Annotated in this window: 12 protein-coding genes; 5 read left to right on the forward strand and 7 right to left on the reverse strand. The window is 71.3% G+C overall.

Features of this window, described 5'->3' with window-relative positions; genetic code table 11:
* Positions 1–16: 16 nt before the first annotated feature.
* Positions 17–766 carry a hypothetical protein gene (locus tag HNR23_RS13200; RefSeq protein WP_184075876.1) on the reverse strand — a complete coding sequence of 250 codons (750 nt, stop codon included), beginning with the start codon at positions 764–766 and terminating at the stop codon, positions 17–19.
* 303 nt (positions 767–1069) lie between these two features.
* On the opposite strand from HNR23_RS13200, the gene HNR23_RS13205 reads away from it, so the two are divergent.
* Together HNR23_RS13205 and HNR23_RS27215 are read left to right on the forward strand one after the other, a co-directional pair.
* Positions 1070–1321 carry a hypothetical protein gene (locus HNR23_RS13205; RefSeq protein WP_184075877.1) on the forward strand — a complete coding sequence of 84 codons (252 nt, stop codon included), beginning with the start codon at positions 1070–1072 and terminating at the stop codon, positions 1319–1321.
* An 85-nt stretch (positions 1322–1406) separates the two neighbouring features.
* Positions 1407–4397, forward strand: coding sequence for a helix-turn-helix transcriptional regulator (locus tag HNR23_RS27215; RefSeq protein WP_184075878.1), 2991 nt, complete (start codon positions 1407–1409; stop codon positions 4395–4397).
* Between the two features lie 94 nt (positions 4398–4491).
* On the opposite strand, the gene HNR23_RS13215 is transcribed toward HNR23_RS27215, so the two are convergent.
* Positions 4492–6246, reverse strand: a complete 1755-nt coding sequence (locus tag HNR23_RS13215) for an NAD+ synthase (RefSeq protein ID WP_343070546.1) — start codon at positions 6244–6246, stop codon at positions 4492–4494.
* A 212-nt stretch (positions 6247–6458) separates the two neighbouring features.
* On the opposite strand from HNR23_RS13215, the gene HNR23_RS13220 reads away from it, so the two are divergent.
* Complete coding sequence (locus tag HNR23_RS13220) at positions 6459–7820, forward strand: glutamine synthetase beta-grasp domain-containing protein (RefSeq protein ID WP_184075880.1); 1362 nt, start codon at positions 6459–6461, stop codon at positions 7818–7820.
* Positions 7821–7915: 95 nt separating this feature from the next.
* On the opposite strand, the gene HNR23_RS13225 is transcribed toward HNR23_RS13220, so the two are convergent.
* From HNR23_RS13225 to HNR23_RS13245, 5 genes are all read right to left on the reverse strand, one after another.
* Positions 7916–8602: a response regulator gene (locus HNR23_RS13225; RefSeq protein WP_184080266.1), complete on the reverse strand. Its 687-nt coding sequence runs from the start codon at positions 8600–8602 to the stop codon at positions 7916–7918.
* A gap of 361 nt (positions 8603–8963) precedes the next feature.
* Entirely contained in the window at positions 8964–11942 is a 2979-nt protein-coding gene (locus tag HNR23_RS13230; RefSeq protein WP_184075881.1) for a helix-turn-helix transcriptional regulator, read from the reverse strand.
* Positions 11943–13152: 1210 nt separating this feature from the next.
* Positions 13153–13335, reverse strand: a complete 183-nt coding sequence (locus tag HNR23_RS13235; RefSeq protein ID WP_184075882.1) for a hypothetical protein — start codon at positions 13333–13335, stop codon at positions 13153–13155.
* Positions 13336–13590: 255 nt separating this feature from the next.
* Positions 13591–14205 carry a TetR/AcrR family transcriptional regulator gene (locus HNR23_RS13240; RefSeq protein WP_184075883.1) on the reverse strand — a complete coding sequence of 205 codons (615 nt, stop codon included), beginning with the start codon at positions 14203–14205 and terminating at the stop codon, positions 13591–13593.
* 7 nt (positions 14206–14212) lie between these two features.
* Positions 14213–15856, reverse strand: a complete 1644-nt coding sequence (locus HNR23_RS13245; protein WP_184075884.1) for a DHA2 family efflux MFS transporter permease subunit — start codon at positions 15854–15856, stop codon at positions 14213–14215.
* A gap of 308 nt (positions 15857–16164) precedes the next feature.
* Here HNR23_RS13245 and panB point away from each other — a divergent pair, with 308 nt between their 5' ends.
* Together panB and HNR23_RS13255 are read left to right on the forward strand one after the other, a co-directional pair.
* On the forward strand, positions 16165–17007 hold the full coding sequence (gene panB, locus HNR23_RS13250; RefSeq protein ID WP_184075885.1) for a 3-methyl-2-oxobutanoate hydroxymethyltransferase: 843 nt from the start codon (positions 16165–16167) through the stop codon (positions 17005–17007).
* Between the two features lie 179 nt (positions 17008–17186).
* Positions 17187–18224: an LLM class F420-dependent oxidoreductase gene (locus tag HNR23_RS13255; protein ID WP_184075886.1), complete on the forward strand. Its 1038-nt coding sequence runs from the start codon at positions 17187–17189 to the stop codon at positions 18222–18224.
* Positions 18225–18417 lie beyond the last annotated feature (193 nt).

Here is an 18417-nt window from a genome sequence, read left to right on the forward strand (position 1 = left end):
CTCCGGCGCACCGGCGCTACATCGCGGCCCGGCGCGCGCGCCGCCACCACAGCAGGAGCACCGCCCCCAACCCGAAGGCGGCGCCCAGCCCCGCCCCGAGCAGGGTGGACCGCGGCATCCCGCCCTCCCCCGCGGCCGCCTCGGCCTGCTCCTCGGACCCCTTCGACTCCTCGCCGTCCTTCTCCGCCCGCAGCAGGTTGGCGTCGGTCGCGCACGCGACCGCCTCCCCGCCCTCCTCCAGCTGCACACAGGCGGTGGTGGCGACGTAGGGCGCGTCCTCGTCACCGGACACCTCCCCCAGCCGCATGGTCACCGTCCGCACGAGCTCCTCCCCCGCACCCAGGTCCGCCTCCCACGCGACCGCACCCTCGTAGGCGACACCGTTCTGCCCGACCTCCACGATCTCCATCCCCGGGGGCACGCTCTGCGACAGCAGAATCCGCTCGACCCGTTCCTCGCCGTCGTTGCGCACGTTGACGACGTACTGCGATTCGTCCTGCGCCTTCATCCAGTGCCGACCGTCGCTCACGGACACCGACAGCGAGGAGAACCGGCCGCTCTCCCCTTCTGCGCCCGCACCTTCCCGGTCCGCCTGATCCTGCTGATCCGGCTGATCCACCTCGTCCACCCGGTCACCGCGCGCCTCCGCCGGAAGGACGAAGGCACCCGCCAGCGCCGCGGCCCCCACGAGCCCGACCGCCCCCGCCGACGACCACGCCGCCGTGCGCCCCCTTCTGCGGCAGTCCCGCCCCTCATCCATGACCATCGACTCCCTCATTCGGCCTCGCGACCCTCCCCCGTGGAGAATCCCCCAACCACGACAACTACCCGCATTCGCGCGAATACCCAGCGCGACACACCGCAGCGGCCCGACCCGCGACCCCCGCGGCTCCGGACGGCCCCCCTTAGCCGCACCGCCGCACGTCGCGGCCGCGAATAGGGCGTTCACCCGATGCGCCCCGGGGCGCCTTAGCCGGACTCTGGGGACCACACCCGGCCGACGGGGCGGACCCGCCCGCCCGGCCAACCGCACCCACCGCACCCACCGCACCCACCGAGGAGCACGCAGATGATCCACCCCGACATCGTCCACGAGATCGCCCGCCAACGCGCGATCGAGCAGGAGCGCCATCTGCACCGCCGCACCGCCGCCGACCGGGCCGCATCGGAGACCCACCCCTCCCCCGCCACCCCGCGCCCCACCCTGCCGACCCGCCTGGCCCGTTGGCTCGGCCGCACCGGCGCCGCCGAGTCGTGGCAGCGCCACCTCGCGGCGGACACCCGGCGTCAGGGCGTGTCCGACGGATGGTCTTCCTCGTGAGCGACCGTCCGGGCGCGCCCCGCTGCCGCAGGCGGAGCGGGCCACGCCGGGCGACCCGCTACCACGGCCCGGCATACTCGGTGAGATGAGCACCATCGGCACCAGCCCCGTCTTCGTCGGCCGTCGCGCCGAACTGCGCGCCCTACTCGACCACGCCCACCGCGCACGGACCGAGGCCCCGGCGACGATGCTCATCGGAGGCGATGCCGGTGTCGGCAAGTCCCGCCTGGTCACCGAGTTCGCCACCCGGGCCGGCCAGGGCCGCGTGGTGTTCGGCGGCTGTCTCGAACTGGGCGTGAGCGGCCTCCCCTTCGCCCCGTTCGCCGCGGTGCTCCGGCACCTCCTGCGCGACCTGGGCCGCGCCCCCTTCGACGCGCTCGCCCTCGACGGCGAGCACGAGCTGGCCCGGCTCCTGCCCGAACTCGGCCGCGCGCCCACCGAGCGGCGCGAGGCCCGCGGCATCCTCTTCGAGCAGGTCCTGCGCCTGCTCACCGCCGCCGCACGCCCTGACGGGCTGACCGTTGTCGTCGAGGACCTGCACTGGGCCGACAACGCCACCCGCGACCTGCTGATCTTCTTGCTGCGCAACCTCGATACGGCCGGGATCCAGGTCGTGGCGACCTTCCGTTCCGACGATCTGCACCGCACCCATCCGCTGCGACGGCTCTTGCCGGAGTTGGAGCGGCTGACCAGCGTGACCCGTATGGACCTGCGGCCGCTCGACCACGACGAGGTCGCCGAGCAGGCCGCCGCCATCCGCGGAACCCCGCTGCCGCCCGAGGAGGTCACCGCCCTCTTCGAGCGCACCGGCGGCAACCCGCTGTTCGTCGAGTCGCTGACCGACTGCTCGGCCATCCTCACCGGCGACGTACCGGAGAGCACCCGAGAGCTGCTACTCGCCTCCCTCCACCGCCTCGACGACCGGGCGCGCTTCGTCGTCCGGGTGGCCTCGGTCGGCGCGGTCAGCGGCGGACGGATCGAGCACGGGCTCCTGGCACACGTCGCCGACCTCCCCGAGGACACGTTGGACGCGGCGCTGCACGCCGTCGTCGACACCAACCTGCTGCGAGTGGAGGGAACCGGCTACCGGTTCCGGCACGCACTGCTGCGCGAAGCCGTCCACTCCGAGCTGCTCCCCGGCCAGCACGCCCGGCTCCACCTCCGCTTCGCCGAGGCCCTGGACACGCTGCCCGGCGCCGCGCCCGCCGACCGACTCGCCGCCGAGCAGGCGCACCACTTCCACGCCGCCGGGGACCTCCCCCGGGCACTGAGCGCCGCCTGGTCCGCCGGAGTCCACGCCCGCGAGTCCCTCGCCTACGCCGAGGCGCTCCTCATGCTCGAACGCGTCCTGGAACTCTGGGACCGGGTGCCGGACGCCGAGGACCGAACCGGTGGCGACAACCGAGTCGACGTCACCAGTCTGGCCGCCGGGTGTGCCGTGGAGGCCGGTCAGGTGCAGCGCGCCCGCGAACTGTGCGACCTCGGGCTCGGCGACATCCCCGCCGACGCCCGGGACGCGAGGAGCCTGGCCCGCCGCGGTGTCCTGCTGCGCCGTCGCGGGCAAGCGCGCATCCAGCTCTCCGACAGTGAGGGGCTGGACGATTTCCACGCCGCACAGGCCGTCCACCCCAGGCACGCCTACGGCTACGGCTTCCTGCTGTCCCTGCTGGCCCGCGAAGCCCTGCTGCGCCAGCGCATGCCCGGCCGCACCGGTCAGGCCGACGACGACGGGCACGACGCCATCGCCCTGGCCACAGAGGCGATCCGCTACTCAGAGGCACCCCCGGCGGGGGCTGAGGACTGCGACGACTGCGCCAAGGCCGACGCGCTCATCACCCTGGGCACCGCCCTGCTGGGCCGGGGGGAGACCGAGGCGGGGCGGGCCGCACTCGACGAGGGCGTCGGGATGGCACAGCGCATGTCCGAACCGTCGCTGGAGACCCGCGGGATGATCAACCTCTCCCACCACCTCCGTGAACAGGGGCGGCACGGCGAGGCGATCGACGTCCTCGACCGCTCCCTGGAACGGCTGCGCGACCTGGGGCTGATGAGCAGCCACGGCCCCTTCACCGCGCTGAACCTCGCCGAGACCCATTTCGACCTCGGGAACCTGGAGACGTCACGGCAGATGACGCGCACCGGCCTGGGCTGGTCACCCTCCCCGACACACCGCGTCTATCTCGGCCATGCCACCGTGCGGGCGGCCCTCGCCATGGGGGACCTGGCCGACGCACGGGCCCACGCCGCACACGGCGACGTGCGCCGGACCCTCACCACCGCGCGCATCCACACCGCACAGCTCGGCATCGCCGCCACCCTCGAACTCGACCTGGCCGACAACGACCTCGACCACGCCATCGACCTTGCCGGGGAGACCCTACGCACCGTCGACCTCGGCTACTCCAGCGGCTACGGCTGGCTGCTGATCGACCTGGTCGCCGAGGTGCTGCGCCGCGCCTCGGCCGACGCTCCGCAGCGCCGCCCGCAACAGACGGCGGAGGTGCGCAGGCTGGTCGACGAGGTCGCCGCGGCCATGCCGGAGATCGGTCCGGTCCAGTCGGCTTACCGCGTCTCCTCCTCCGCCCGGCTGGCCGCCGCCGACCTCCGCGACGCCACGGAGGTCGCCGCCACGTGGCGGAACGCCGTGGACACATGGGAGTGCACGCCGCTGCGGCTGCGGTCGGCCGACGCTCGGCTGCACGCGGCGGAGGCCGGGGTCGCCGCCGGAGACCGCGCCGACGCCGACACGTGGGTGCGGGCCGCCGCCGCGACCGCCAAGGAATGCGGCGCGGCCGTCCTGGAGAACCGGGCCGCCGACCTGGCCCGCCGCCTCGGCATCTCGCTGGATGCCACGGCCGGAACCGCGCCACCCGCTCTCCCCGCCGGGTTGACCCCGCGCGAGACCGAGGTGCTGCGCCTTCTCGGTCGCGGCTACACCAACGCCGAGATCGCCGGCGAGCTGTTCATCGCGGTCAAGACGGCCAGCGTGCACGTCTCCAACATCCTCGCCAAACTCGACGTGGCGAACCGGGGAGCCGCCGGCGCGCGGGCGCGGGAGCTCGGGCTCGCCGGCTGAGGGCGGTCGCGAAGGCGCCGACGGCCGCCCCGGTCGGTCCGCATAGCGTGCGGGGAAGGGCCGGGGCGGCCGCCACATATGACGACTCAGCGCGTCAGGGGGTCCAGCGGTTGGTGATCGGGACCCGGCGGTCGCGGCTGAGGTTGCGCGAGCTGATCTTGGGGCCCGGCGGGTACTGGCGCCGCTTGTACTCGGCGCCGTCGACCAGCCGTATCACGCGTTTGACCAGCTCCGGGTCGAATCCGGCGATGGTGAGCTCCAGGTAGCCCTTGTCGGTGCCGATGTAGGCGTCGAGCAGCGAGTCGAGCAGCCGGTAGTCCGGCAGCGAGTCGGTGTCGAACTGGCCGGGGCGCAGCTCCGCGCTGGGTGCCTTGGTGATCGAGTGCTCCGGGATCGGCGGGACCTCGCCCCTGCGCTCGGCCTCGGCGTTGCGCCAGCGCGCCAGGTCCCACACCACGGTCTTCCAGCAGTCCTTGATCGGCGCGTACCCGCCCACCGAGTCGCCGTACAGCGTGGAGTAGCCGGTGGCCAGTTCGCTCTTGTTGCCGGTGGCCAGCACCAGGTGCCCCTCCTGGTTGGACAGGGCCATCACGGTGGTGCCGCGCACCCGCGCCTGCAGGTTCTCCGCGGCCAGGCCGTCAAGCGTGATCGCGCCCGAGAACGCCTCGACGATCGGCTCGATGGGGATCGTGCGCCCGTGCACGCCCTGCCGCTTGACCAGCTCCTCGGCGTCGGCCACCGAGTGCTCGCTGGAGTACTTGCTGGGCAGCAGCACGCAGTGCACGTTCTCCGGCCCCACCGCGTCGGTGGCGATGGTCGCCGTCAGCGCGGAGTCGATACCGCCCGACAGCGCCACCATGGTCGACGTGAAGCCGTTCTTGGTCACGTAGTCCCGCAGCCCGGTGACCAGCGCGTGGTAGACCTCACCGATGTCGTCGGTGGGGTCGGGGCGCGGCGTGAGCACCGGCTCCACCGGTTCGTAGGGGGCGACGGGGCGGCTGGAGATGGTGTGCCGCACGATGCGGATGCCGTCGACGGGGGCCGCCGGCGGCGAGACCTGGACCGCCTCGGGCAGCCGCAGGTCGGTGATGAGCAGGGCGTCCTCGAACTGGGGGGCGCGCGCCACCAGCTCGCCGTCGGCGTCCACGATCAGCGAGTCACCCTCGAAGATCAGCTCGTCCTCGGCGCCGCTCATGTTGACGTAGCCGACGGCCGCGCCGATCTCCCGGGCGCGCCGCTGGCACAGTTCGAGTCGGACGTTGTCCTTGTCCCGCTCGTAGGGCGAGCCGTTGAGGGTGATGAGCATCCCGGCCTGGGCCTCGCGCACCGCCTTGACAGGGCCGCCCTCCTGCCACAGGTCCTCGCAGATCGCGAACGCGATGTCGACGCCGTGCAGCCGCACCACCGGGAGCGTGTCGCCCTGGACGAAGTTGCGGAACTCGTCGAACACCCCGTAGTTGGGCAGGTGGTACTTGGCCGAGGTCAGCTGCACCCGGCCGTTGTGCAGCAGCGCCGTGGAGTTCTGCGGCGCACCCGCGGGCTGCCCGAACCGGGCGCCCAGCCCCTCGCGCCGGTTCAGGAACCCGACCATCACCGGCAGGTCGCCCAGCCCCTCGGCGGCGAGCCGCTCGGCCAGGTCGTGGGTCGCCTTCACCGAGGCGGAGACGAACGAGTTCCGCAGCGCCAGGTCCTCCACCGGGTATCCGGTGATGACCATCTCGGGGAACACCACGAGATGCGCGCCCGCCTCCGCGGCCCTGCGCGCGTAGTCGGCCACGAGCCGACTGTTACCTTCCAGGTCACCAACTGTGGGGTTGACCTGCGCCATTGCAATCCTCAACTGTGCCACACCTTGAGCCTACGGCGTCTGCGAACAGGGCGCGCACCCCCGGAGCGCGCACGGTTGTGATAATCCGTACACGGGCACCATCGCCGCACACGCCGCAGGTGGGAACGGCGTTAATGCGCCGGAAACCTGCACAGGGCAGACTGGATCACCAGAGGTGTCTCCCGGCCCGGACCCGGGGACGACCCAGGTAGCGAACACGAGGAAGGTGAGCCGTGAATCGACAGCAGGAGTTCGTGCTCCGGACATTGGAGGAGCGCGATATCCGGTTCGTCCGGCTGTGGTTCACCGACGTGCTCGGGTACCTCAAGTCGGTCGCGGTCGCGCCCGCGGAGCTGGAGGCCGCGTTCAGCGAGGGCATCGGCTTCGACGGCTCTGCGATCGAGGGGTTCGCGCGGGTGTACGAGGCCGACATGCTGGCCCAGCCCGACCCCTCGACCTTCCAGGTGCTGCCGTGGCGCAACGAGCCGCACGGCACCGCGCGCATGTACTGCGACATCCTCATGCCGGACGGCAGCCCCAGCTACGCCGACCCGCGCCACGTCCTCAAACGCCAGCTCGGCAAGGCCTCCGACCTCGGGTTCACCTTCTACACACACCCCGAGATCGAGTTCTACCTGCTGAAGAAGTACCCGGAGCCCGGCGCGTTCCCCGAGCCCAACGACGCGGGCGGCTACTTCGACCACACGCCGCACAACAGCGCGCACGACTTCCGGCGCAACGCCATCAACATGCTGGAGGCCATGGGCATCTCGGTGGAGTTCAGCCACCACGAGGGCGGCCCGGGGCAGCAGGAGATCGACCTGCGCTACGCGGACGCGCTCACCACCGCCGACAACATCATGACCTTCCGGCTGGTGATGAAGGAGGTGGCCATGGAGCAGGGCGTCTACGCCACGTTCATGCCCAAGCCCTTCACCGAGTACCCCGGTTCGGGCATGCACACCCACATGTCGCTGTTCGAGGGCGACCGCAACGCCTTCCACGAGCCGGGCGCCGAGTACCAGATGTCGAAGGTGGGCCGCGGATTCACCGCCGGGCTGCTGCGGCACGCCGCGGAGATCACGGCCGTGTGCAACCAGTGGGTCAACTCCTACAAGCGGCTGTGGGACAACGCGGCGGCGTCGGCGGGCGCCGGCGGCGAGGCCCCGGCCTACGTCTGCTGGGGGCACAACAACCGCTCCGCGCTGGTGCGGGTGCCGATGTACAAGCCGACCAAGAGCAACTCCAGCCGGATCGAGTTCCGGTCGGTGGACAGCGCGTGCAACCCCTACCTCGCCTACGCGGTGATCCTGGCCGCGGGGCTGAAGGGGATCGAGGAGGGCTACGAGCTACCTCCGGGCGCGGAGGACGACGTGTGGGCGCTGACCGACGCCGAGCGGCGGGCGCTGGGGATCTCCCCGCTGCCGCAGAGCCTGGACGAGGCCATCCGCGCGATGGAGAACAGCGAGCTGGTCGCCGAGACGCTCGGCGAGCACGTCTTCGACTTCTTCCTGCGCAACAAGAAGGCGGAGTGGCAGTCCTACCGCCGCCAGGTCACCCCCTACGAGCTGCAGCGGTACCTGCCGACCCTGTGACACCGCACCCGTGCGGGCGGCGCCGCCCGCACGGGTGTCCGGCCGTCCGGCATCAGGTGCCGGGTATCACATGCCAAGTCGCAGGTGGTCAGGCGTCACGCATCGCCGTCGAGGATCTTCTCCCGCACCGCGTAGACCGCGGCCTCCGTACGCGAGTGGAGCCGGAGCTTCTCCAGGATGTTGCGCACGTGGTTCTTCACGGTGTGCTCGGAGATGAACAGCTCGTCGGCGATCTCCTTGTTGTTCAGGCAGCGAGCGACCAGGCGCAGCACCTCGGTCTCGCGGTCGGTGAGGTGCGGGCTGGGCAGTCCGCGGGAGCGCCCGCCGTCCTTCTTCGCCAGTGCGGTGAACTCGCCGATGAGCTTGGTGGCCATCGAGGGGTTGATGAACGACTGGCCGCCGGCGATCGCACGGACCGCGTCGGGCAGCTCGTCGATGGAGATCTCCTTGAGCAGGTAGCCGGTGGCCCCGGCCTTGAGCGCCTCGAAGAGGTCGGTCTCCTCATCGCTCATCGTCAGCATGACGATCTTGGCATCCGGAACGCTGCTCTTGATGCCGGTACAGGCCTCGATGCCGTTGCCGTGGGGCATCCACACGTCCATGAGGACGACGTCGGGCAGCAGGTCGGCGGCCTGGCGCACGGCGTTCTCCCCGTCCCCGGACTCCCCGATGACGTCGATGTCGGGCTCTTCCTCCAGAACCGACACGAGGCCGCGCCGAAAGAATGCGTGATCATCGACGACAAGGACCTTTATCGGGTCTCCCGCGACCCGTGTGTCCATGGTCAACGTCGGTTCTGAGGTGGGGGGCTGCCCACTCACAACGGATTTCCTTCCTGGCGCGTTGTGGCCGGATATGGGGTGACACGCGTTCCGCCGCAGCGGAACCCGTGTGACGCGCGCCGCCGCGGAATCACCGGATGCCGCGGAAGCACATCGTTTGGCCGTTGCTTTCCTCCACTTTATTCCATCCACCGCTCGCGCCACAGCCCCTGATCCACCGCGCGCGGGGGATTTGCGCGCCCGATACCCGAGTGCGCGGGAGTCACCCCAAGACACCGGTTTTCGATCACCCCGCACTCCGGAGACACTTTCGGTCGATTCAACCGATTTGGCTTCTTTCCCGTTATTCCACTACCGGAATTCACTCCATTCCCGCCTCCCGCGCACGCACCGCCGCGGCGTTCCGATTGGAGACACCGAGTTTGGCCAGCACATTCGACACGTGCACGCTCACCGTCTTGACGGAGATCATCAGTTCTCCGGCGATCTCCCGATTGGTCCGCCCACCCGCGATGAGCCCCAGAACCTCGGCCTCACGGGGGGTGAGTCCGCCAAGAGCGCTGCGGTCGATCGCGGCCGACTCAGAGGGCAGCGCGACCTCCTCCTCAACGTGCGGCAACTCGATCCCCGCGGCCTCCGCAGCGTCCACGGCGTCGCGCACCAGAGCACCCGCCGCACACTCCTCAGCGAGCTCCCGCGCCTCGACCAGGCTCCGCCGGGCGGTGTCGCGGTCCCCGAGCACTGCAGCAGACGCCCCGAGCCCGATCAGCGAGCGGACCAGGTCGATCCGAGCGCTGAACCGGCGCGCGCCGACCACGGCCACGCTCCACTGCGCAAAGGCCTCACCGGCATCCTCCGCGATCAACGCGCGGGCCATCGGCACCGTCACCTCCTCGATCGGCCGGTGCACACGGTCGCTGTCTCGTTCGACGAGGCCGATGAGGTCCCACAGTGCCGACGCGACCGCCTCGGCGGCCTCCGCACAGGACGGGTCGGTCCGCGACGCCCGCCGCAGGCGCTCTACGACCGTCGCCGGCGGGACCAGCAGGTGCGACAGCCAGATCCAGCGCCGCATCCAGGGACGTTCCTCGCTGAGGAGGTGCAGCGCGCGTTCGGCGGCCTCCTCCAGGTGCCCCGTCGCGAGCGCCAGATCCACCTGCAGAACACGCATCCCGATGAACTGGACCGGAGCCGAGCTGTGCTCCGGCAGCACCCGGTAGAACTCCTCGACGGCATCCCGTGCCGCATCCCACTCTCCCTGAAGCACATCGATGTGTGCCGTCACCGAGAGGATGCGGGACCGCCCCAGCGGGTTTCCCGTGGCCGAAACGCCCTCCAGGATCGCCCGGGCGTCTTCCAGGCGCCCGACCAGCATCAGTCCGTCGGCAACCCCGGCGACGAACAGGGCGCCCTGCGCCCGCAGGAGCCCGAGCTTACGGGCGCGTTCCAAGCCGGCCCGCCAGACCTCGACCGCTTCTCCGAAGCGACCGCTGTACTTGAGGAGCGCACCGAGGTTCACCAGGGCGCGGAACTCCACGGCCGGCCTCTCGATCTCGCGGGCGATCCGGGCGGCGTCCTCCAGCATCCCGCGCCCCTCGGCCAGGGTGGACCGGTCCTGGCCGACCACCGTTCCGAGCGTGATGAGCGCGTCCGCTTCGCTGCGCCGGTCACCGACGTCCCGGGCGAAGTCGAGACTACGGCGCGCACCGCGCGCCGCGTCCTCGTCATGCCCGCGGATCATGAGTGTGGACGCAACCGTCGCCATGACCTTCGCACGCCCGTGGTGCCGGTCGGGCAACATCTCCAAGGCCCATGCCAGGTCCTCCAGGGCGCCGTCCCCGGCCATCTCCCGGCGGGCCTCCCCGCGCGCGTGCAGCAGGTCGGCCAGGAGGACGCGGTCGTCCTCGGGAAGGTGGTCCCAGCCGGAGAAAGCCGAGGCGGGCAACGCGGGCATTAGCTGATCCACCCCCTCGGTCGCGAACTCCACGGCGCGCAGCGGCAGCCCGAGGGCACGGGCGATGAGCGAAGCGCGCCACAGCACCCGGCCCTGGGAGGTCCCGACGCGCTCGGCCGCGTCGGGCACCTGCTCCCACAGCTCCAGCACGCGTTCCACCATCGCCAGCGCCTCCGGGTGGGCGAGAGCGCCGCGCGCGTGTGTGGCGGCGCGCCACGCCGCCTCCAGCGCCCGGGGCAGGTCGTGGGCCGCGTAGGCGTGGTGAGCCAGCCTGCCGTCGGACGCTCGTGGGCCGAAGCCGGGAACGCCTGCCTCCAAGGCGTCGGCGTAGCGGCGGTGCAGCCGGACGCGCTCGCCCGGCATCAGATCCTCCCCGACGGCCTCGGCCAGCAGGGCGTGCCGGAAGACGTAGTGGTCTGCACTGGTCCGCAGCACGTTGGCGTCGATGGCGGCGCGCAGCGCGGCGTCGAGTTCGGCGGCGGTCAGGCCGGTCACGGCGGACAGCAGCTCGTGGCCGACGCGTTCCCCGCCCACCGCGACGGCCTTCACCACCGAGCGCGCGGTGTCGTCGAGGGGTCGCAGCGCACCCAGCAGCAGTTCGCGCGGGCCATCGGGCACGGGAGCGGCGGCGAGGTCGCGGTACTCCAGAAAGGACTCGACGAACAGCGGGTTTCCGCCGCTGCGTTCGAAGACGAGATCCGCGTCGTGTGCCGAAAGCGCCTCGCCGCGAATGCCTGCGGCCTGCCGCGCGACCTCGTCGCGGCTCAGCGGGGACAGGTCGAGACGGGTCACCGACGGCAGGCGCTCCAGCTCGGGCAGCAGTCGGCGCAGCGGGTGCGTGCGGTGCAGGTCGTCGGTCCGGAGGCTGACGAGCAGCTGGATGCGGGCGGTGAGCAGGTTGCGCAGGAGGAACACCAGCAGGTCGCGCGTTGAGGTGTCGGCCCAGTGCAGGTCCTCCAGTATGACGGTGAGCCCGTCGGGGTCGGCGGCGTCTTCGAAGAAGGTCAGCACCTCCTCGAACAGGCGCGCCCGCCCTTCGTCCGCCGAGTCGGGTACGGGTCCGAGTTCGGGGAGGAGCCGGGCCATCTCCCGTGGCCGCGTCTCCTCCGCCAAACGGGACTCCCGAGCTATCAGCCGCAGCACGGTGACGAACGGCGCGAACGGCAGCCCCTCGACACCCAGCTCCAGGCAGCCACCGGCGACCACCCGCCCCATGGCCGACCGATCGACATACTCGCGCAGCAGGCGGGACTTGCCCACGCCTGCCTCGCCGGTGATCAACACGGCCGTCGACGCCTCGCGCCGCGCGAGTTCGGCGTCGTCGAGGAGTTCCTTCAGCTCGGCGTCGCGGCCGACGAACACAGGGCTGGGGTCACGGCGTTCCATGGCGCCCAGTATGTCCCTCCCGCCCACCCACCACCGACCCCGGCCATACCCAGAAGCCCGCAGCCACAGGCTTTGTGGAGGTCAGGGGAAGGAAGGGAGCGGTCGGGGCAGGGTGGAACCGCAGCTTCGAGCGAGGCGCCGCGTCTGAGGTCCGCTTGACCGCCTTGTCGGTGGGTTCGTGCGCGGTGTCCTGTGGAGACGAGCAGCAGCGACGAGGGAGGTGGTGCCTGGGGGTCGTGCGTCCTGCGGGTGGGCGGTTGGCCGGGCCGACGGCGGGAGCCAGCGCCCCACTCGCCCCCCGCCGTCCCCGCCCCACGCGGTCCGATGCCCTGGCCTCCGTTGATCTCGGAGATATCGGGGTCTCGCGCGCGGTTTTCACCCCGATATCTCCGAGATCAACGGGGAAGGGGGCGGGAAAGCGCTCTCCCGGGGGGGTAGGCCGGGTAGGCCGGGTGGGTCGGGGTGTGTGCGGGTGAGGGGCGGCTGAATTCGGTGTTTCCGCCCGACCCCAATCCCCTCCCGCGATGACCATGGGATGCAATCCGGCGAAACGGACACCACCAGATGCGAGCCCATGATCATCTCCGGGGAGGGCCCGGGGCTCCCGGATCGCGGAAACCGCTGCACGCGAAGCGGAAACCCGGGATTCCGGACGAGCCGAAGCCACCGGTCCACCCGCCCCAACCGCCCACCCGGCCCGAAAGACCACCGGAGAGGGGGCGCAGACCAGCGCGGCTCCGGCCCCGGCCGCAGGACGAAAGCGACATCCCTCGCTCCTCGCCGTTGATCTCGGGACTATCGACCGAATACCGGCGAGAATTCGGTCGATAGTCCCGAGATCAACGGAGGCAAGGGCGCTGATCGGGCCGGGGCGGTACGGGGCGTGGGACGGGAGGGGCGCCCGCTCCCCTCCTCCTTGTCGCTGCCTCACCGGTACGGGGCCGGGGGCGGAGTGCGGCGCTGGCTGCCGCCGTTGCCCCGGTACCCCGCCCACCCGCCGGCCGACCGACCACCCCAGGCCCCACTCTCCCTCGTCGCTGCTGCTCGTCTCCACAGGACACCGCGCACGAGACCACCGACAAGGCCGCCCCGCGGACCCCTTCCTGGCCTGCTTCCACCTCGCACGACGACAGGTGGGCCGCCCCAGATCCGCGCCGCACGCAACGTGAACGGCGAGGTGGGTTCGGCGCTACAGGCCGAGGCACGCCTGCTAGGCACCACTGCGCCGCGCGTCGCCCGGCGAGTCGCCGCAGGGCGAGTCGCAGTCGTCCTCCGAGTCGTCCCGGCACCGCCGCTCCGCCTCGCGCAGGAGCCGGCGGTGCTCGGCCGCTTCACGCCTGTCCTGCCGGTACTGGCGCGCCAGTTCGGCCGCGTGGTCCGGGTGCATCATCATGGGTCCTCCCGATGTCGATCCCGCCGAGGCCGTGCGGCCTCCGGCGGTCACCACATTCGGGCTAAGGCCCCTGGCACCGGAATCGGGAGAACACCCGATCTTTCCTGGTGAGCGGCGTAGGGACGGGGCGGGTGGCATCCCTAGGGAACGCCGAGGGGGCCATGGCGGCGTGGGGGCACGGGATGCGCTCCCGCCCCGAGCCCTCCTGGGCGCCGCCCGGGTCACCGGTTCCCTAGGCAGCCGGATGCGGCCCGGTCAGGAGCCGACTCGGTCGTCGGCGCCGTCCTGCCGGTCGATGCCTAGGCAGACGGTGTCCACCAGGAGTTCGGCGCACCGCTGCGGGGAGACGTCGGTGGCGTTGCGCACGTAGGACAGCGCGCCGCCGACCAGCAGGTACAGCACCGTGTCGGGGTGCAGACCGGGGTCGAGCTCGCCGCGCTCGATGCCGCGCTCCAGGGTCCGGAACACGGCTTCGTGGCGGGGGGCCACGACCTGCCTCTTGATACGCGTCCCGATCTCGGGGTGGCTCTCGCTCATCATCAGCGTGCTGATGGCGCGCTGCAGCGGGCTGTCCATCTCGTCGCAGATCTGCGCCACGATCTTCACCAGGTCGTCGCGCGCGCTTCCGGTGCCGAGTCGCGGAAGGGGTGAGCGCAGCGTGGTCACGGCGTCGGTGAACAGCTCTACCTTGCCCGGCCAGCGGCGGTAGATGGTGGCCTTGCCGACCCCGGCGCGAGCGGCGATCGCCTCCATCGAGATGCCGCCGACATCCTTGCGCTCGGCCAGCAGGTCCAGGGCGGCGGAGAGGATCGCGTCGTCGGCCTCGGCGCTGCGCGGGCGCCCGCGGCTCGGGGTGGCTGTCGTGTTCATGGTTGTCTCACTCGCTCGATCCGGTGCGGATCCGTTCGGGGGAACGGGCGGGGCGCCGGGGATCCGGTTCGTCCCTACTCTGCCCGACCGAGGGGGCCGCCCCCTCCCGGCCCCCTGGATGGGCGGCGTCGGGGCGCCCTTCCCTGCGGGGCAGCCAGATGAGCATGATGACCAGGCAGACCGCTCCGATGGCCATGGAGCACAGGGCGGCCAGGTGCATTCCGGACAGGAACGCGTCCTTGGCCGGGGCTACCAGGGCAGCGCCCTCCTCGCCGAGGCGGCCCACCACGCCCATCGTCCCCTCGATCGACTCCCCCGCGGTGTGCCGCGCTTCGGCGGACAGCGGCAGGTCGGCCAGGTGCGGATTCATCGTGGCGCGGTAGACGCTGGAGATGAGGGCGCCGAGCACGGCGACGCCCATGGCCGTGGCGACCTGCCGGACGGTGTTCTGCACGGCCGACGCCGCTCCGGCCTGCTGCGGAGGCACGGCCGCCATGATGGCGGAGGTCGCGGGTGTCATCACCATCGCCATGCCGCAGCCCTGCAGGAAGAAGGCGACCTCGATGTGCCAGACCGGGGTCTGCAGGCCGAGCGTCGAGTAGAAGCCCAGCACCCCCACCACCAGCAGGGCGCCGACGCCGCCCACCGCCTTGGGGCCGAACTTGCCCACGAGGTAGGGGCTGAGCGGGGCGAAGATGACCTGGGCGGCGGCGATGGGCAGGACGAGCAGCCCGGCCTGCAGCGGGGTGAACTCGCGCACGCTCTGCCAGTAGAAGGTGATGAAGAACATCACCCCGGCCATGGCGAAGAACATCATCATGATGGCCACGACCGCGACGGACAGCTGCGGATTGCGGAACAGGCGGACGTCGAGGGCGGGGTGGTCGGTGCGCGCCTCGTGCAGCACGAACAGGACCAGGATGGCGGTTCCGGCCAGGATGGACCCGTAGACGTCGGGGTCGGCCAGGGAGCTGCGCTCGCCCGCACCGATGATGCCGTAGACGAGCAGCACCAGGCCGGCGATCGACAGCAGCACGCCGACGGGGTCGAGGCGTCCGGGGTGCTCGTTGCGGGACTCGGGGGCGAGGACCACCAGCAGCGCCATGCCGAGGATGACGATCGGCACGTTGATCAGGAAGACCGAGCCCCACCAGAAGTGCTGGAGCAGCAGCCCGCCCAGTGGCGGGCCGATACCGAGGCCGAGGCCGACCGCGCCGGCCCAGATGCCGATGGCCCGGGAGCGCTCCTCGCGCGGGAAGACGTCGGTGATGATGGACAGCGTCTGCGGCATCACGGCCGCGCCGCCCAGCCCCATCACCACGCGCGCCCAGATGAGCTGGTCGGGCGACTGCGCGTAGGCGGAGGCGAGGGAGCCCAGGCCGAAGACGGCCAGGCCGACGAGCAGGGTGCGCTTGCGCCCGAGCCGGTCGCCGATGACGCCGCAGGTGAACAGCAGCCCGGCGAAGACGAGCGTGTAGGAGTTGATGGACCAGGCCAACTGACTCTGGCTGGCGCCGAGACCCTCGTGCGGGTCGGAGATCACCCGCAGGGCGACGTTCAGGACGGTGTTGTCCAGCACCACCACCATCAGACTGATGACGAGTACGCCGAGAACGGCCCAGCGGCGCCGGTGCGCCACGGTCGGATCCACGTGACCTCCGAGGAACGGGTGGATGGGAGGGGCTGGCCATGGGCGACCTGGAGTCGACCCCTTCCATTTCAATACGAGACGGTCTCGTTTCGCAACTGGATTCGTTGTGGCCCCTCCCCCACCCGGCTTCGGGAATATGCCCGCTTCGCCCGGGATGACATGGGGATACACAATGGTTATGACTCAGCGGAACCGCCGGAAATCCGCCGTGCGATGATGGCCGTACCGGCGGCGCCACGCCGCCGGAACCGTTACCTACACGTCCGGGGACGCCGTCAGGCGCTTCGAGACACCGGAGGAACGCAGACATGAGCACAACGACGTCCACAGCCTCCCTGTACGGGGGCGCCACCAACCGCCGCGTCACCGTACGCGACATCGCGCGGGCGAAGGAGCGCGGCGAACGCTGGCCGATGCTCACCGCCTACGACGCGCTCACGGCGCGCATCTTCGACGAGGCCGGCATCCCCGTCCTCCTGGTCGGCGACTCAGCCGCCAACGTCGTCTACGGGTACGACACCACCGTCCCGGTCACCGTCGACGAGCTGCTGCCGCTCACCGCGTCGGTCGCCCGGGCCACCAAGCGGGCGATGATCGTCGGCGACCTCCCCTTCGGCTCCTACCAGGGCTCGCCGGAGCAGGCGCTGGCCACCGCCGCGCGCTTCATGAAGGAGGGCGGCGCCCAGGCCGTCAAGCTGGAGGGCGGCCGCAGGGTGGCCCGCCAGGTCGAGACGCTGGTCGCGGCGGGCATCCCGGTGATGGGCCACATCGGGCTCACCCCGCAGTCGGTCAACACCCTGGGCGGCTACCGCGTCCAGGGGCGCGGCGAGGCCGGGGCCGACCTGCTGGCCGACGCCAAGGAGCTGGAGCACGCCGGCGCCTTCGCCGTCGTGCTGGAGTGCGTGCCGACCGACCTGGCCGCGACCATCACCGAGCAGCTGTCGATCCCCACGGTCGGCATCGGCGCCGGCCCGGTGACCGACGCCCAGGTGCTGGTCTGGCAGGACATGGCCGGGCTCAGCCCGAACGTGGCCAAGTTCGTCAAGACCTTCGCCGACCTGAACACGACCCTCAGCGAGGCGACCAAGAGCTTCGCCGAGGAGGTCGTCGCCGGCACGTTTCCGGACAAGGAGCACTCCTACTCCTCCTGACTTCCCCTGACCACTCCGGGGAATGCGGTGTCACACATCCGCCCGGGTCGGCCCGACCGGCCCGGGCGGTCACGTATCCGCACGCCACCGGTCGTGTGACTCTCACCCCCGAACAGGAAACCGAACGCTACTCGGTAGTAGAGTTCGTCACACCAGGAGGTCCGACCAACGGAGGCACGATGCGCATCTCCATGCCACTGCAGTACGCCGGTGAACCGAAACCCGCCGTCGACCAGGTCGTCGAGCTCGAAAAGGCCGGGCTGGACACCGTGTGGGTGGCCGAGGTCTACGGGTACGACAGCCCCACCCTGATGGGGTACATCGCGGCGCGCACCGAGCGCGTCGACATCGGGTCGGCCATCCTCCCGCTGTACTCCCGCACGCCCTCCCTCATCGCGCAGACGGCGGCCGGGCTCGACTACCTGTCCGACGGGCGCGCCATCCTCGGCCTGGGCGCCAGCGGCCCGCAGGTCATCGAGGGCTGGCACGGCGTCCCCTACACCAAGCCGCTCGCCCGCACCCGCGAGGTCGTGGAGATCTGCCGCAAGGTGTGGGCGCGCGAGGAGCGCCTCACCCACGACGGCAAGGTGTTCACCCTGCCGCTCCCGCCCGACCAGGGCACCGGGCTCGGCAAGCCGCTCAAGATGATCAACCACCCGGTGCGCAGCTCCGTGCCGATCTACGTGGCCGCGCTCGGCGAGAAGAACGTGCAGATGACCGCCGAGATCGCCGAGGGGTGGCTGCCGCACCTGTTCATCCCGGAGAAGGCGAACGAGATCTGGGGCGAGGCGATCGCGGCGGGCAAGGCGAAGCGCGCTCCCGAGCTCGGCGAACTGGAGATCTCCGCCGGCGGCCTGCTCGCCATCGGCGAGGACGAGGAGACCCGCAAGCTCGCCGACTTCACCCGCCCGATGATCGCCCTCTACGTCGGCGGCATGGGCGCCAAGGGCAAGAACTTCTACAACTCGCTGGCCCGCCGCTACGGCTATGAGGAGGCGGCCGAGAAGATCCAGGACCTCTACCTCGACGGCAAGAAGGACGAGGCCGCGGCCGCCGTCCCGGACGAGATGGTCGAGCTCACCAACCTCTGCGGCCCCGAATCCCACGTCCGCGAACGCGTCGAGGCCTTCCGCGCCGCCGGTGTCACCCAGCTCAACGTCACCCCGGTCGGCAGCGACCCGGTCAAGCTCATCGAGAAGCTGAAGAGCTGGCTCTAGGGGACCGCAGTGCCGAAGCAGGGGTCAGGGACGGGTTCGTTCCTGACCCCTGTGCGTTCGGAGCGCCGTGTGCCGCGGCCTCGCCTCCGTCCGGTCCCGGCTCTCGCGCGGCCTCCTCTGCGGAGGTCGACCGGTCTCCACCGGCGCGGACATACGCCGGACGCTGTCCGGCGATGCGGCCCTCCTCCCGATC

It is taken from the genome of Nocardiopsis mwathae (assembly GCF_014201195.1).
In the GTDB taxonomy this organism is placed as follows: Bacteria; Actinomycetota; Actinomycetes; order Streptosporangiales; family Streptosporangiaceae; genus Nocardiopsis_C; species Nocardiopsis_C mwathae.